Consider the following 15,143-nt stretch of genomic DNA (forward strand, 5'->3'; position numbering starts at 1 on the left):
GACGTCCCCCGGTTTCACTTTGCTCAGACCTCCACCGTCTTCTGGATGGTGGTGGGCTCAAAGGAGCCGATGGCCTCGCACACGCCGCACACGTCGGGCCGCTGCTCATAGGTAGCGCCGCAGAACATGCAGCGGTAGCCGGCCACCTCCACCGTCTTGGTGGTCTTGGCGGCAGGCGCAGAAGCAGAGGCGGCGGGAGCGGCCGGCTTGGCAGCGGGTGCCGCCCCGTTCAGCTTGGCCAGCGCCGCCAGGAAACGGTGCTCATGGTCCCGCTCGATCTTGCTGATCTGGTCGAAGAGCTCCCCGATGCCCTCAAAGCCCTCCTCCCGGGCAATCTTGGCAAAGGAGGGGTACATGCTGCTCCACTCGCCATACTCCCCCATGACGGCCTCCTGAAGGTTGGCGGCGCTGCTGCCCACCCCCTTGAGCCGCTGGTACAGCAGCTTGCCGTGGACCCCTTCGTTCTGGGCCATCTTCTCAAAGAGCTCGGCTACTTCCTCATGTCCCTCCTGCTTGGCCTTCTCAGCAAAGAAGAGATACTTATTCCGGGCCATAGACTCGCCGCTGAAAGCGGCAAGCAGATTCTGTTCCGTACGGGTTCCTTTCAGTTCCATGATATTGACCTCCATTATTTGCTAATAGTAATTGTTACTAATAATTTAGCACCTTTTAACTTTGCTGTCAAGGCTCTGTTTCTTAAGAATTCTGAAAGATTTCAGCCGTTGAGTTTGAAAGAAATCTGGGCTATTCTATGTCCACAGGGGGGATTACATGAATGAGTGCGTGCTGGTGGTGGATGATGACGCCGAGATCGTCAAGGCCATCGCCATTTTACTGGAAAAAGAGGGCTACCGGGTGCTGAAGGCCTACAACGGCATGGAGGCCCTGGACCTGGCGCTGGAGCCCAGCCTGCGGCTCATCCTCATTGACGTAATGATGCCCAAGCTGGACGGGCTCTCGGCGGTGCTGCGCATCCGGGAGAAGCGCAACCTGCCCATCCTGATCCTCAGCGCCAAAAGCGAAGACACCGACAAGGTGCTGGGTCTCTCCATGGGGGCGGACGACTACATCGCCAAGCCCTTTCACCCCCAGGAGCTGGTGGCCAGGGTGCGCAGCCACCTGCGGCGGTACACCCAGCTGGGGGATGTGAATGCGCCAGCCAGGGAGCAGGAGATCGTCAACGGGCGGCTGCGCTACCAGGTGGAGGAGCGCACCCTGCTGGTGGACGGGGAGCCGGTACGGCTCACCGCCACCGAGCTGAAGATCGTGGAGCTGCTGATGCGCAATGCAGGCCGGGTCTTTCCCGCGGAGGAAATCTACCGCCGGGTGTGGGGGGAGGAGCCCTTTGCCACCGAGAACACGGTGATGGTCCACATACGGCGCATTCGGGAGAAAATCGAGCTCAATCCAAAGGAGCCGGAATATCTAAAGGTGGTGTGGGGCATTGGATACAAAATGGAGAAGCATTAAGCCGGGCCTGGCCGTGCTGGCCTTCGTGCTGGGTGTGACCTTGCTGCTGTACAGCGGAGGGGGGTGGCTGTATCTCTTTACCGGCACCAGCGCCAGTGTCCGGACCAACCTGGTGGACGCCTTCCGGGGGGACTACCAGCAGACTCAGGTGTTTCGCCAGATGATCGGCGATGATCTGTACGCCCTGCTGGACTACGCCGCCTATCCCGACCTCTACAGCATGCCACTGGAGGAGAGGGATTCCAACCTGCTCTACCAAGTGGGCAAAGAGGGTCAGTGGCTGGTCTCCAACACCACCGGCGACCTCTCCTCCCCGGACACCTTGCCCGAGGGCTACAACTTCCTGCTGGTGTTCGCCCAAAACTCCGTCACCATCTGGAAGGACGGCCAGGAGCTGGACACATATGGCGACGGCATGTTCCGGGAGCTGGAGACGGCCTGGATCTCGGCGGGCGGCCAGGACGTCGTGGTGTGTCTGGCGGCGGCAAAGGAGCCGGTGGACTACGGCTGGAGCTACGGGCCCTACAACGTGGTGCAGAACATGGCCCAGGTGCGCACCTATGTGATCTGGTTGCTGGTGGTGCCTCCGGCAGCGGGGGCCGCTCTGCTGGTGTGGTCCATCCTCTGGCGGCGGCACCGGCGGCGGGGGGTGGAGGCCATCGGCTGGTTCACCGGCCACATCTGGCTGGAAGTGAAAGCACTTCTGCTGGTGCCTCTGGTCTTTCTGTGGAGCGGCTGCGGGGTGTGTCTCCTTCAGCTGTTTGTCTACAGCAATAGCGGTGGACTCCCCTGGTGCCTGGCCACGCCGCTGCCCCTGTGGTGGTCCTGCCTCTACCTCAATGACCTGCGGTACAACTTTGGCCATCTCCGGAGCCACAGCTTCTGCGCCGCCTGCGTCCGGCTGTTCCGGCGGCAGGAGCTGGGCTGGACGGTCCAGCGGCGGATGGACCGGCGGGCGGTGCTCCAGTTTGTCCTGTGCGTTCCCTTTTTCCTGGTGTGGCTGGCCCGGTTCCCCAGCCTCTACCAGCGGTACTATTACAGTCTGTGGCCTCTGGTGCTGGCGGGCTTCTTTCTGGTGGGCACGGGCCTGATCGCCGCCCAGCTCAAGCTGATGACCGCCAACCGGAAAACCACGGCGGATATGGACCGGTTGCTCACCCACATTCAGGCCGCCGGAGCGGGCAGCCCCACCGGGAAGCTGGCTTTGCCGGAGGACTCCGACTTGCGGGAGGCCGCCGCCAGTCTGGGCCACATGGAGGACGGACTGCGGGCCGCTCTGGAGGAGCAGATGAAGAGCGAGCGCACCAAAATTGAGCTCATTGCCAATGTGTCCCACGACCTGAAAACCCCCCTCACCTCCATTGTCAGCTATGTGGAGCTGCTGGGACAGGAGGAGGGTCTGCCGGAGCACGCCCGGGATTACGTGCGGATTTTGTCGGAAAAGTCCCAGCGGCTCCAGACCATGGTGCGGGACGTATTCGAGGTGAGCAAGGCGGCCGCCGGGAATCTGCAGGTGACGATGGCGCCCCTGGACTATGCCAAGCTGCTGCGGCAGACCCTGGCAGACATGAGCGAGGCCATCGAGGCCTCCCCCGCTTCCCTGCGGCCCCGGCTGCCGGAGGAGCCGGTGTGGATCGAGGCCGACGGGGACCGGCTGTACCGGGTGTTTCAGAACCTCATCGGCAACGCCCTGAAATACGCTCTGGGTGGCTCCCGGATCTACCTGGACCTGACGGTGGCAGAAGGCACGGCCACCGCCATGGTGCGGAATATTTCCCGGGACGAGCTGCCCCAGGGGGTGGACCTGACCGAACGGTTCGTCCGGGGAGACGCCAGCCGTACCGACGGAGGCAGCGGCCTGGGCCTGTCCATCGCCCGCACCTTCACCGAGGCCTGCGGCGGCAGCTTCGCGGTACAGACCGAGGCGGACCTGTTTACCGCCCGGGTATCCTTCCTCCTCACCGGCCGGAGGCCAGAAGAGGAGCCTCCGGCGGCATAAGGGCAGAAAACAGGGGGCCGTCCCCATACGGGACGGCCCCCTTTCCCTGTCCGGAATATTGACATATCAATATCCCTGTATTAAAATAAATCCGCAACTTCCAAATTTGAGGTGAGGCAAATGGAACCTACCCGGAGCAACCCCCTGGGCACCGCGCCCATCGGCAGGCTGCTGCCCAAATTCGCCATTCCGTCGGTGATCGCCTTTCTGGTCACCTCTCTGTACAACATTGTGGACCAGATTTTCATTGGCCAGGGGGTGGGCTATCTGGGCAACGCGGCCACCACGGTGGCCTTTCCCTTTGTCACCGCCTCCACCGCCATCGCCCTGCTTATGGGCATCGGCACAGCGGCCAACTTCAACCTGAACCTGGGTGCGGGACGGCGGGACACCGCCCGGCAGGTGGCGGGCACCGGACTGACGGTGCTGGCTGTGCTGGGCGTCTGCCTGGGGCTGGCGGCCTACTTCCTCCGGGCCCCCCTGCTCACCTTCTTTGCCGCCACCCCCGACGTGTTTCCCTACGCCATGACCTACACCGGCATCATCGCCTTCGGCCTGCCCATGGTCACCTTCACCACCGGGGCCAGCAACATGATCCGGGCCGACGGCAGCCCGGCCTACTCCATGTTCTGCACCCTGTCGGGGGCGGTGCTCAACACCATTCTGGACCCCATCTTTATTTTCCCCCTGGACATGGGGGTGGACGGCGGCGCCCTGGCCACCGTGCTGGGTCAGGCCCTCTCCCTGGCCCTAGCCCTGGGCTACCTGCTGCGCACCAAAATCCGCACCGTCCCCCTCACCCGGGCCGACCTGCGGCCAAAGGCCAGGCTGCTGAAGGACATCTTCTCCCTGGGCATGGCCCCCTTCTTCAACCAGATCGCCATGCTGCTGGTACAGGTGGTGCTCAACAACACCCTGACCTACTATGGCGCCCAGTCCCAGTACGGCTCCGACATCCCCCTGGCCTGTGTGGGGGTGATCTCCAAGGTGAATATCCTGGTGCTGGGCTTCACCATCGGCATCTCCCAGGGCTGCCAGCCCATTTTCAGCTTCAACTACGGGGCCGGCAAGTACAGCCGGGTGCGGGAGGCCTACCGGAAGGCCATCATCGTGGCCACCCTGATCTGCTGCGTGGCCTTTTTGTGCTTCCAGCTCTTCCCCCGGCAGATTGCCGGTATTTTCGACTCCTCCGGCTCCCAGCTGTACTTCCAGTTCTCCGAACGCTACTTCCGTATTTTTATGCTGATGACCTTCGTCAACGCGGTGCAGCCCATTACCTCCAACTTCTTTACCTCCATCGGCAAGGCCAAAAAGGGCATCCTCATCTCCCTCACCCGGCAGGTGCTCTTCCTCATCCCCCTGATCCTGCTCTTCCCCCTGCTATGGGGGATCGACGGGGTGATGTACGCCGGGCCCATCGCCGACACCGCCGCCCTGCTGGTGGCCGGCCTGCTCACCTGGCGGGAGATGCGGCGGATGCCCGCTCAGGACAAGCTCCAGGCAGTCTGAGTCCTCAGAGGTACAGCTGGGGCTGGCGGGGCTGGACCAGGGCGTGCTCCAGCTTGTCCACCGTGGCGTCGTAGGCCATGCTCCGCACCGCCCGGCTGCCGGTGGGGCAGGCCCGGACACAGGCCAGGCAGCGCAGGCACCGCTCCGAGTCGGTCTGCCTGGGATCCTGGCTGGAAATGGCCTCCACCGGGCAGGTACGGACGCAGGCGCCGCACTGGACGCAGCGGCTGTCCCCCTCCGGATAGAAGGGCGCCACCTGGAACTCCCGGTAGGGCCGCTTTCCCGGCAGCTGGGGCTGGGTCCAGTCCGGCTTGTCCAGCTTGTCTGACGCTTGTTTGCCCAGCGCCCGGGCCGCCTCCCGGTCCGCCTCATCCGGCCGGCCGGCCCCTATCTTGGCGGAGAAAGTGTGGGGGGCGATGAACTCCCCCGCCGCCACCGGCCGGAAGCCCCGGGCGGCGCACAGGTCGGCCAGCTCCGCCAGAGCGTCGTCAATGGCCCGGTTGCCGTACACCGCCGCCAGCACCGCCGGGGTGTCCGATCCCGTCAGGCCGTCCAGCAGGCCCTCCACCTCGGGCACCCGGCCATAGTACACCGGCACGCCCAGCACCACCACCTCGTCGGATCCAAAGGACCGGCTCTGCCGCCGCACCTCCGGCCGGGTCAGATCCCATGTCTCCACGTGGTCGGACATGGCGCCCGCAATCTCCTCCACATAGGCCCTGGTACCTCCGGTGGGGCTGAAAAAGAGGGCGGTCACCTTTGCGTGCTGATTCATAACAACATCTCCTATCTGTTTTCTATTATATGGAAAAAGCACGGAGCGCCGCGGGGCAATGCCCCGCGGCGCTCCTTGTTATGCCGGCTTCCGGCTATGGTACGGTCGTCTCAGCAGCAGCTGTTGCCGCAGCCGCAGCTGTTACCGCCCGCGTTGCCGTTCCCGCAGCAGCAGCAGAGCAGAATGATGATCAGGATGATCCACAGGCAGCTACCGCCGCCAAAACCACAGCCATTGTTGCACCCCATCATGAAGTACCTCCTGGTTTAAAATGGAAACCTGGAGCTGGCGGCGGGTGGCTCCCGCTGTCCGGCCCGGTCTCATTCCATACTATGCCAGGGCGGCGGAGAGGTGCGGGAAAGGGGCTGCTTTTTTACTCCAATTCAAATGCGCCGGTGTACAGCTGGTAGTAGATACCGTGCTGGGCGATCAGGTCCTCGTGGTTGCCCCGCTCCACGATCCGGCCGTGGTCCAGCACCATGATGGCGTCGGAGTTGCGGACGGTGGAGAGCCGGTGGGCGATGACAAACACGGTGCGGCCGCTCATCAGCGCGTCCATGCCCTGCTGGACAATGGCCTCGGTACGGGTGTCGATGGAGGAGGTTGCCTCGTCCAGGATCATCACCGGGGGGTCGGCCACAGCGGCCCGGGCGATGGCGATGAGCTGCCGCTGGCCCTGGGACAGGTTGGCGCCGTTGCCGGTAAGCATGGTGTCATACCCCTGGGGCAGGCGGCGGATGAAGTCGTCGGCGTTGGCCAGCTGAGCGGCGGCCTCCACCTCCTCGTCGGTGGCCTCCAGGTTACCGTAGCGGATGTTCTCCCGGACGGTGCCGGTGAACAGGTTGGTATCCTGGAGCACGATGCCCAGGGAGCGGCGCAGGTCGGGCTTGTGGATGTCGTTGATGGAGATACCGTCGTAGCGGATCTTGCCGTCGGCAATATCGTAGAAGCGGTTGATCAGGTTGGTGATGGTGGTCTTGCCCGCGCCGGTGGCTCCCACGAAGGCCAGCTTCTGGCCGGGCTTGGCGAACAGGGTGATGTCGTGGAGGATGGTCTTGCCCTCCTCGTAGGCAAAGTCCACGTCGTCAAAGCGCACGTCGCCGGTGAGGCGCACGTAGGAGTAGCTGCCGTCCTCCTGGGGCACCTTCCAGGCCCAGATATTGGTGCGCTGGTCGGTCTCATGGAGGTTGCCCTCCTGGTCAAAGTTCACATTCACCAGGGTCACTCTGCCGTGGTCCTCCTCCACCGGCTCATCCATCAGATCAAAGATCCGCTGGGCGCCGGCCAGGGCCATGACCACCGAGTTGAGCTGCTGGGAGATCTGGCTGATGGGGTTGGACAGGCTCTTGGACAGCTGGAGGAAGGTGGCGATGACGCCCAGGGTGATGCCGGAGCCGATGCCGCTGAGGGCCAGGGCGCCGCCGGCCATGGCAATGATCACGTACTGGATGTTGCCGATATTGATGAGGATGGGCATGAGGATGTTGGCGTACTTGTTGGCCTTGTCGGCGCTCTCAAACAGGGCGTTGTTCACCTGGTCGAAGCCCTCCTGGGCCTCGGCTTCATGGCAGAACACCTTGACCACCTTCTGGCCGTTGATCATCTCCTCGATATAGCCGTTCAGATCGCCCAGCTTCACCTGCTGGCGGACGAAATAGCGGCCGCTGCGGCCCGCCAGGAACCGGGTGACGGTCAGCATGCCGATGATACACAGGATGACCACGCCGGTGAGCAGCAGATCGGTAAACAGCATCCCGATGAAGGCCACCACAATCATCATCAGGGAGTTGATGACCTGGGGGATGCTCTGGGAGAACATCTGGCGGAGGGTGTCCACGTCGTTGGTGTAGACGCTCATCACGTCGCCGTGGGCGTGGGTGTCGAAGTACTTGATGGGCAGCTCCTGCATGTGGCCGAACAGGTCGTCCCGGATCTTCTTCTGCACGCCCTGGGAGATGGTGACCATCAGCCGGTTATAGATCAGGGCGCACAGCGCGCCGGTGAGGTACAGGCAGCCCATCATGGTCAGAGCACGGAGCAGCCCGTCAAACACCGGGTTGTCCATGGCCAGCAGGGGGGTGATATAGTCGTCAATGAGGGAGCCCAGGAAGAGGGAGCCGGACACAGAGGCCGTGGCGCTGACCAGAATACACAGCAGCACCAGCACAAACTGCACGCCGTAGCCCTTGCCCACGTAACGCATCAGCCGGCGGACGGTGTGGGACTTTTTGACCGGATACTTATTCATCGTCGCTGCCTCCCTTCGTCTGGGACTGGTAAATCTCGCGGTAGATCTCGCAGCTCTTGAGGAGCTGGTCGTGGGTGCCCATGGCGGCGATCCTGCCGCCGTCCATCACCAGAATCTTGTCGGCCTCCTCAATGGAGGAAATACGCTGGGCGATGATGAACTTGGTGGTCTCGGGGATCTCATCCCGGAAGGCCTTGCGGATCAGGGCGTCGGTCTTGGTGTCCACGGCGGAGGTGGAGTCGTCCAGAATGAGGATCTTGGGCTTTTTCAGCAGAGCCCGGGCAATACACAGCCGCTGTTTCTGGCCGCCGGACACGTTGGAGCCGCCCTGCTCGATGTGGGTGTCGTACTTGTCGGGGAACTCCTGAATGAAGGGATCGGCCTGGGCCAGCTTGCACACCCGGACCATCTCCTCGTCGGTGGCCTCCTTGTTGCCCCAGCGCAGATTGTCCTTGATGGTGCCGGAGAACAGCACGTTTTTCTGGAGCACCATGGCCACCTGCTCCCGCAGGGCGTCCATGTCGTAGTCCCGCACGTCCACGCCGCCCACCAGCACACGGCCCTCGGTGGCGTCGTACAGGCGGGGGATCAGCTGCACCAGGGTGGTCTTGGAGGTGCCGGTGCCGCCCAAGATACCCACCGTCTCGCCGGAATTGATGGTGAGGTTCACGTCCTTCAAGCATTCCTTGGTGGGGTCCTTGGCGTAGCTGAAGCTGACGTTCTCAAAGACCACGGAGCCGTCCTTCACCTCATGGACGGGGTTGGGCCCGTTCTTCAGGTCGCTCTCCTCGTTGAGCAGCTCCACAATCCGCTCGGCGGAGGCACGGGCCAGAATGATCATCACCAGCACCATGGACAGCATCATCAGGCTCATGAGGATCATCATGATATAGCTGAACATGCTGGTGAGCTGGCCGGTGGTCAGCTCGCCGCCCACCACCAGGTTGGCGCCGATCCAGGACACGGTGAGCATACAGGCGTAGACGCAGATCTGCATCAGGGGCATATTGAAGGCGATGATCTTTTCCGCCTTGGAGAAGTCCATGTAGATCTCATTGGACACCTTGCCGAACTTCTCCTTCTCGTGGTCCTCCCGGACAAAGGACTTCACCACACGGATGCCCAGCAGGTTCTCCTGTACCACGTTGTTCAGCCAGTCGTACTTCTTGAACACCCGCTCAAACAGGGGATGGGCCGACTTCATGATCACCAGCAGGCCCACCGCCAGGATGGGGATAACCACCAGGAAGATGAGGGCCAGCTGGGGATTGATGGTAAAGGTGAGCACCCAGGCGCAGATGAGCATGATGGGGCAACGCACCGCGATGCGAATGATCATCATAAAGGCCATCTGCACGTTGGTCACATCGGTGGTCAGGCGGGTGATGATGCCGCCGGTGGAGAATTTGTCAATGTTGGAAAAGGAAAACTTCTGCACCTGCTGATACATCTCCCGGCGCAGATTGCGGGAAAAGCCGGTGGAGGCCCGGGCGGCGAACCGGCCGGACAGGGCGCCCAGCAGCAGGGCCATCAGGGCCATGGCCACCACCAGAACCCCGTACTGCAGGATATGGGACATGCTGCCCGCCTTTACGCCCTCGTCCAGCAGCTTGCCGGTCATCATGGGGATCAGCACGTCAAAGGCCACCTCACCGATGACAAAGATGGGGGTGAGAATGGTATCCCGCGTAAATTCCTGAATACAGCTTGTAAGCCCTCGTTTCTTCTTCATAGGTCTCCTCCTTGGATCTCTGTTGTCGCGCTCCTACATCAGGTTCCGCTTGAGCTTCTCTACCGTGGCCAGAAACTGGTCCAGCTCCTGCTGGGAAATGTCCCGGGTCAGCGTCCGCTCCACGCTGGCGATACGCTCCATAATCTCCTGATGCAGAGCCTCCGCCTTGGGCGTGGTGGTCACCCGCTTGAGCCGGGCGTCCCAGGATACCGACTGCCGCAGGATAAAGCCGTCAGCCTCCAGCCGCTTCAGCAGGCGGGAGGCGGTAGACCGCCGGATGTAAAAGGCCTCCTCAATGTCCTTCTGGTACACCTCCTGATCCTGATTATGGCACAAAAAGCCCAGAATCTTGGCCTGCATCTCGGTAAAATCGTCTCCCTCGGGCTCTCCCGCGGTCTCCAGCACCTTGCGCCGCAAGAGGTTGGCCAGCGCCTTGATCTCATATCCCACGTGGTGCTCCTGACGCATCCGCTCATCTCCTTTTTTGCGCTACTCCCAGTTTAGTTTCATTGCTAACAGTTGTCAATGCGCAACATCACCAAAACTCCTCCCCTTCCACCCTGTCCCTTCTGACAGACAAAACGCGCGGCCCCCGCAGGGGCCGCGCGTTCCCATCTTACAGTCTTGGCACTGTCACCGCCGCCATGATCTGCTCCAGCTGGCCGCGGTTCAGTCCGCCGCTGGACACGGTGCGGTCCAGCAGCACGCCGCCCCCCTTCATGGGGGCGTTCAGGGCAAAATAGGAGAGATAGACCACCTGGGCCCGCAAAAACTGGCTCTGGGACAGCATAGCCTGCTCCCCGCTGCTGAGGATCCCCCAGGACACAGCCTTGGACAGGGCGGTATCCCAGGTAAAGTCGGGGGCGGCCCCGCTGTCGGTATAGCCCAGGGCCCGGAGAATCAGGGTCATGTACTCCTCCGCCGAGATCTGGCGGTCAGGGGCAAAGTACAGCGCCCCGGAGGCACTCTCTCCCACGCCGTTGGTGTAGCCCTTCTCAAAGGCGTAGGCCACATAGCGGTCGCACCAGGCGGGGGTGTCCACAAAGGGGTTGACTGCCGTGCTGGACAGGGCGGCCTGCTCCTCCCCGATAAGGCGCAGGAACATCACCACCCCCATGATCCGGGTGGTGGGGTTCTCCAGGTCGTAGCCGCTGCCGTATGTGGTGCCGCTGCCCTGGAACAGACCCATCTCAAACAGGGCGTCGGCCAGGGCGTTATAGTCCACGCTGCCGCTGACGGCAAGGGAATAATACCCCTCCACACTGAGCACCGCGGTATCCGAGGTGATGGTCAGGCTGGCGGTGGTGTTCTCCCCCGCCAAATAGCGGTGCCGCGGGACCATGGCGGTGCCGGAGAGAACCGTCTCCCCCGCCGTCACGTCCACCACCCCGCCGCCGGTATAGGATATCCATGCGTCCCCCGCCAGCAGCATCCCGCCGGAGCCGGTGGAGAGGGTGATCACGTCCCCCTTCTTGAATCGCAGATCGGTCAGGGCGGATACATAGGTTCCCGTCCCGACTGTTTCGCCGCTGCCGCTGCCGCCGCTGCCGGCCTGGGCCAGATAGGCGCTGTGGGCCTGGTTCAGGGCGGTGAGGGCGGCCTGGTAAGCCTGCTCCGTCCGCTCCTGCACACGCTGGGAGACCTGCTTTTCCACGTCGGGCACATAGGTATCAGTGATGTAGCTTTTGGAAATCAGCGACTCCCCGGTCAGGGCGCCGGTGGCGTAAGCCGCCGCGCCGCTCACCAGAACGGCGGCCGTCAGCAGGAGCACGATGGTTTTCTTCATGGCGCCTCCGAAATCATGTAGTTCAGGGCCAGCAGGCTGTCGGCAAAGTGGACATCCTCCACCACAATGTCGGGGGCATCCACCGTCAGCTCGATATTGGTGAAGTTCCAGATCCCCTTGACGCCGGCGGAAACCAGCCGCTCGGCCACCCGGTTGGCCACCCGGCCAGGCACCGTCAGCACGCCGATATTGGCCGGATGCTGGGTCAAATACTCCTCCAGCTGGTCGGTATGGTACACCGGCACCCCGGAGCAGGAGCGCCCCACAATTTCCGGCACCACGTCAAAGGCGGCGGCCAGGGTCACGCCGAAGCGGTCGAAGTGGAAATTCTCCATCAGCGCCCGGCCCAGGTTGCCCACGCCCAAAATCACAGCGCTGTGCCCCCGGTTGACTCCCAGGATGTCAGCCACCTCGTCCCGCAGGCTGCTCACATTATAGCCGTAGCCCTGCTGCCCGAATTCACCGAAGCAGGACAGATCCTGCCGGATCTGGGAGGCAGTAAGGCCCAGAGACGCCCCCAGGGCGTTGGAGGAGATGCGCTCCACCCCCGCCTGATGCAGGTCGTTCAGGTGGCGGTAATATCGGGGCAGGCGGCGGATCACCGCGCTGGACACCTTTTGCTTTTTCATCATAAATCACACTCTTTCCAGAGCATAACTGCCAATCGTTCCTGTTTAGTTTACTCGAAACAGGTGCCCTTGTCAACTTCTCCCGTCCAATTCACCGGGGAACCCCGGGGAGCCTGGCGGCATAGGATGCCGTAAAAGGAGGAATGTCAGTTGGACGCATTTGGAACCATTTTGACCCGGGTTTACACCTCAAGGGCACAGATTCCCGTATCAGGCGCCACGGTGGCCTTTACCCAGCGGGGAGCGGAGGGTCGGCACAAACTGCTGGCGGTGCGGGTCACCGACGGAAACGGCCGCACCGCCCCGGTACAGGTGAGCACCCCGGATGACGCCGCCAGTGAATCCCCCGGCACGGTGGAGCCCTTCGCGGTGTGCGACATTTGGGCGGAGTCCCCGGGCTATGAGCTGCTGGTGGTGGAAAACGTGCAGATCTTCCCCAATACGGAGACCATCCAGGACCTGGAGCTCATCCCCCTGCCGGAGCAGACGGACGCCCTGCTGCCCGAGCACCCGGTGAACATCCCGCCCCAGAGCCTGTAAAGGAGGGATAGCATGCCTGAAACCCTGCCCATTACCCCCTACGTGCCCCAGTACATCACGGTACACCTGGGCCCGCCGGGGTCCAACGCGGAGAACGTCACGGTGTCCTTTCCCGATTACGTGAAAAACGTGGCCTCCAGCGAAATCTACCCCACCTGGGAGACCGCCGCCCTCCATGCCAACATCCTGGCCATCATCTCCTTCGCCCTCAACCGGGTGTACACCGAGTTTTACCCCAGCCGGGGCTATCCCTTCAACATCACCTCCTCCACCGCCTACGACCAGAAGTTCATCAAGGGCCGCAATATCTTTGAGAACATCAGCCAGCTGGTGGATGAGATGTTTAACTCCTACATACGGCGCATCGGCTTTGTGGAGCCCCTGGCCGCCAAATTCTGCAACGGCACCACCGTCACCTGCGACGGGCTCTCCCAGTGGGGCAGCCAGGCCATGGCGGAGGAGGGGGCGGATTACATGTCCATCCTGCGCTACTACTACGGCGACAACATCGAGCTGGTGACCAACGCCCCGGTGCAGGGCATCCGCTACTCCTACCCCGGTTACCCCATCCGCCGGTACGACAGCGGCGAGGCGGTGCAGCGCATCCAGGTGATGCTCAACCGGATCTCCCGGGACTACCCCGCCATACCCAAGGTTTACCCGGTGGACGGCGTCTTTGGCCCGGCCACCGAGGCGGCGGTGAAAAAGTTCCAGGAGATCTTCGACCTGACCCCCGACGGCATTGTGGGCAACTCCACCTGGTATAAAATGGTGTTTCTCTACGTGGGGGTGCTGGACCTGGCGGAGCTCATCAGCCAGGGCCAGACCTACTACCCCGAAACCGGCAGCCAGCCCTTCCCCAACGTGCTGCGGGAGGGGGACCGTGGGGAGTCGGTGAAGGTGATCCAGTACGTGCTGTCGGTGGTGGCCGAGTTCTACAGCAACATTCCCTCGGTAGCCATCGACGGCATCTACGGCCCGGCCACCAAAAACGCCGTCATCGCCGTCCAGCGGATGACCGGCCTGCCCCAGGACGGCATCATGGGCCCCCAGACCTGGGCCGCCCTGTACCGGCTGTATGCCGGTATCGTGGACACGGTAAGCACCTACACCAACGTGATCCCCGAGCAATTCCGTCCCGACCTGCCTGAGAGCCAGGCCACCGGCCTGACCCAGTATCCCGGCCAGCCCATGACCCTGGGCTCCGCCGACCAGAGAGGAGCCGCCTCATGATTGTACCCCAGGAGATCCGCCTCATCGGCCAGCCCGTCCGCAGCCTCCAGACCATGCTGCGGGAGCTGTCCTTCCTCTATGATTTCCTCCCCCGCCTCACCCCCGACGGCATCTTTGGGGAGCGCACCCTGGAGGCCGTCATGCTGTTTCAGCGGGAGTTTTTTCCCCCGGTCACCGGGCAGGTAAACCAGGCCACCTGGGACGCCATCGCCGCCCTCTATCTCCAGGCCAGGGCCCGGCTGGCGGGCCCTCTCCCCGGCCGGACCTACCCCAAGGGCGGCTTTACCGTCCAGCCGGACCAGAACAGCGTCCACCTCTATCTGGTGCAGTCCATGTTCCGGGCCCTGGCCCGGCTGCTGGACGGGGTGGAGTCCGCCCCCGTCACCGGCCAGAACGACGCCGCCACCCAGCGCAACATCCGCTGGGTCCAGCGGCTGGACGGCCGACCGGAGACCGGTATCCTGGATCAGGACAGCTGGAACACCATCAGCCGGCTGTATACCCTGTTCGTCACCTACGGTCAGGCATAAAAAAGGAGGCGCTGCCCAGGCAGCGCCTCCTTTTCAGGTCTCATGGTCCACGGTTTTCATCTGCTTGAGATTGCCGATCTTGTGGCTGCGGCGCTCCAGCTCGGAGAGCACCGCGTCCAGGGGGATGTTCTGGTCGGCCATCATCACCATTAGGTGGTAGATGAGGTCGGAGATCTCCCCCACCGTCTCCTCCTGCTTGCCGTTCTTGGCGGCGATGATGGTCTCGGAGCACTCCTCCCCCACCTTCTTCAGGATCTTGTCCAGGCCCTTGTCAAACAGGTAGCAGGTGTAGGACCCCTCCTGAGGGTCGCTCTTGCGGTTCAGCACCACCTGGTACAGGTCCCGCAATACGGTATCATTCATGTGGTTTCCTCCCAAATGTCGTTGAAAAAGCAGCTTCTGGCCCCGGTGTGGCAGGTGGGGCCCTGGGGTACGCAGAGATAGAGCAGGGTGTCGGTATCGCAGTCGGTAACCACCTTCTTCACATGGAGGAAGTGGCCCGAGCTCTCCCCCTTGTTCCACAGCTTTTGACGGCTGCGGGACCAGAACCAGGCGGTCCTGGTTTTCAGGGTCAGCTCCACCGCCTCCCGATTGGTGAAGCCCAGCATCAGGATATCTTTAGTCTCCGCGTCCTGGATGATCACCGGGATCAGGTCGGATTTCTGAAAGAGCAAATGCAAATCAAAGTCCAT

The 15,143-nt window shown here is 62.7% G+C and carries 16 protein-coding genes; 6 read left to right on the top strand and 10 right to left on the bottom strand.

Translation table 11 applies throughout. From position 1 onward, the window contains the following. Positions 1–23 precede the first annotated feature (23 nt). Complete coding sequence (locus B5F88_RS09165) at positions 24–614, bottom strand: rubrerythrin family protein (protein ID WP_087344728.1); 591 nt, start codon at positions 612–614, stop codon at positions 24–26. A gap of 157 nt (positions 615–771) precedes the next feature. On the opposite strand from B5F88_RS09165, the gene B5F88_RS09170 reads away from it, so the two are divergent. From B5F88_RS09170 to B5F88_RS09180, 3 genes are all read left to right on the top strand, one after another. Then, positions 772–1,470, top strand: a complete 699-nt coding sequence (locus B5F88_RS09170) for a response regulator transcription factor (protein ID WP_087344731.1) — start codon at positions 772–774, stop codon at positions 1,468–1,470. After that, entirely contained in the window at positions 1,445–3,469 is a 2,025-nt protein-coding gene (locus B5F88_RS09175) for a HAMP domain-containing sensor histidine kinase (RefSeq protein WP_087344734.1), read from the top strand. Before B5F88_RS09170 ends, B5F88_RS09175 begins: the two co-directional genes overlap by 26 nt. A 120-nt stretch (positions 3,470–3,589) precedes the next feature. Then, positions 3,590–4,978: an MATE family efflux transporter gene (locus B5F88_RS09180; protein WP_087344738.1), complete on the top strand. Its 1,389-nt coding sequence runs from the start codon at positions 3,590–3,592 to the stop codon at positions 4,976–4,978. Between the two features lie 4 nt (positions 4,979–4,982). Here B5F88_RS09180 and B5F88_RS09185 read toward each other — a convergent pair whose 3' ends face one another. From B5F88_RS09185 to B5F88_RS09210, 7 genes are all read right to left on the bottom strand, one after another. Continuing rightward, complete coding sequence (locus B5F88_RS09185) at positions 4,983–5,753, bottom strand: 4Fe-4S binding protein (protein ID WP_087344741.1); 771 nt, start codon at positions 5,751–5,753, stop codon at positions 4,983–4,985. Between the two features lie 110 nt (positions 5,754–5,863). Continuing rightward, positions 5,864–6,004, bottom strand: a complete 141-nt coding sequence (locus tag B5F88_RS20650; protein ID WP_162612151.1) for a hypothetical protein — start codon at positions 6,002–6,004, stop codon at positions 5,864–5,866. Positions 6,005–6,126: 122 nt separating this feature from the next. Beyond that, the gene (locus B5F88_RS09190; RefSeq protein ID WP_087344743.1) at positions 6,127–8,001 is read right to left on the bottom strand and encodes an ABC transporter ATP-binding protein; all 1,875 of its coding nucleotides are present in this window, start codon (positions 7,999–8,001) and stop codon (positions 6,127–6,129) included. After that, positions 7,994–9,733: an ABC transporter ATP-binding protein gene (locus B5F88_RS09195; RefSeq protein WP_087344746.1), complete on the bottom strand. Its 1,740-nt coding sequence runs from the start codon at positions 9,731–9,733 to the stop codon at positions 7,994–7,996. Before B5F88_RS09195 ends, B5F88_RS09190 begins: the two co-directional genes overlap by 8 nt. A 33-nt stretch (positions 9,734–9,766) precedes the next feature. Continuing rightward, positions 9,767–10,201, bottom strand: a complete 435-nt coding sequence (locus B5F88_RS09200; RefSeq protein ID WP_087344749.1) for a MarR family transcriptional regulator — start codon at positions 10,199–10,201, stop codon at positions 9,767–9,769. A 148-nt stretch (positions 10,202–10,349) separates the two neighbouring features. Continuing rightward, positions 10,350–11,519, bottom strand: coding sequence for a hypothetical protein (locus B5F88_RS09205; protein ID WP_087344752.1), 1,170 nt, complete (start codon positions 11,517–11,519; stop codon positions 10,350–10,352). Continuing rightward, positions 11,516–12,151 carry a redox-sensing transcriptional repressor Rex gene (locus tag B5F88_RS09210; protein ID WP_343286463.1) on the bottom strand — a complete coding sequence of 212 codons (636 nt, stop codon included), beginning with the start codon at positions 12,149–12,151 and terminating at the stop codon, positions 11,516–11,518. Before B5F88_RS09210 ends, B5F88_RS09205 begins: the two co-directional genes overlap by 4 nt. Positions 12,152–12,298: 147 nt before the next feature. On the opposite strand from B5F88_RS09210, the gene B5F88_RS09215 reads away from it, so the two are divergent. Genes B5F88_RS09215 through B5F88_RS09225 form a run of 3 tightly spaced genes read left to right on the top strand, consistent with a single transcriptional unit; the run spans position 12,299 to position 14,451 of the window. Next, the gene (locus B5F88_RS09215; protein WP_087344755.1) at positions 12,299–12,688 is read left to right on the top strand and encodes a spore cortex-lytic protein; all 390 of its coding nucleotides are present in this window, start codon (positions 12,299–12,301) and stop codon (positions 12,686–12,688) included. A gap of 12 nt (positions 12,689–12,700) precedes the next feature. Further along, entirely contained in the window at positions 12,701–13,921 is a 1,221-nt protein-coding gene (locus B5F88_RS09220) for a peptidoglycan-binding protein (protein WP_087344758.1), read from the top strand. Then, positions 13,918–14,451, top strand: a complete 534-nt coding sequence (locus B5F88_RS09225; protein ID WP_207754508.1) for a peptidoglycan-binding protein — start codon at positions 13,918–13,920, stop codon at positions 14,449–14,451. The genes B5F88_RS09220 and B5F88_RS09225 overlap by 4 nt, the downstream gene beginning before the upstream one ends. 33 nt (positions 14,452–14,484) lie before the next feature. Here B5F88_RS09225 and hisE read toward each other — a convergent pair whose 3' ends face one another. Both hisE and hisI read right to left on the bottom strand, forming a co-directional pair. After that, a complete protein-coding gene (gene hisE / locus B5F88_RS09230) occupies positions 14,485–14,814 on the bottom strand; it encodes a phosphoribosyl-ATP diphosphatase (RefSeq protein ID WP_087344761.1) in 330 nt (109 codons plus the stop codon). Further along, a complete protein-coding gene (hisI, locus tag B5F88_RS09235; protein WP_087344764.1) occupies positions 14,811–15,143 on the bottom strand; it encodes a phosphoribosyl-AMP cyclohydrolase in 333 nt (110 codons plus the stop codon). The genes hisE and hisI overlap by 4 nt, the downstream gene beginning before the upstream one ends.

Origin of the sequence: Flavonifractor sp. An306, from assembly GCF_002159455.1 — a bacterium.
GTDB lineage: Bacteria > Bacillota > Clostridia > Oscillospirales > Oscillospiraceae > Flavonifractor.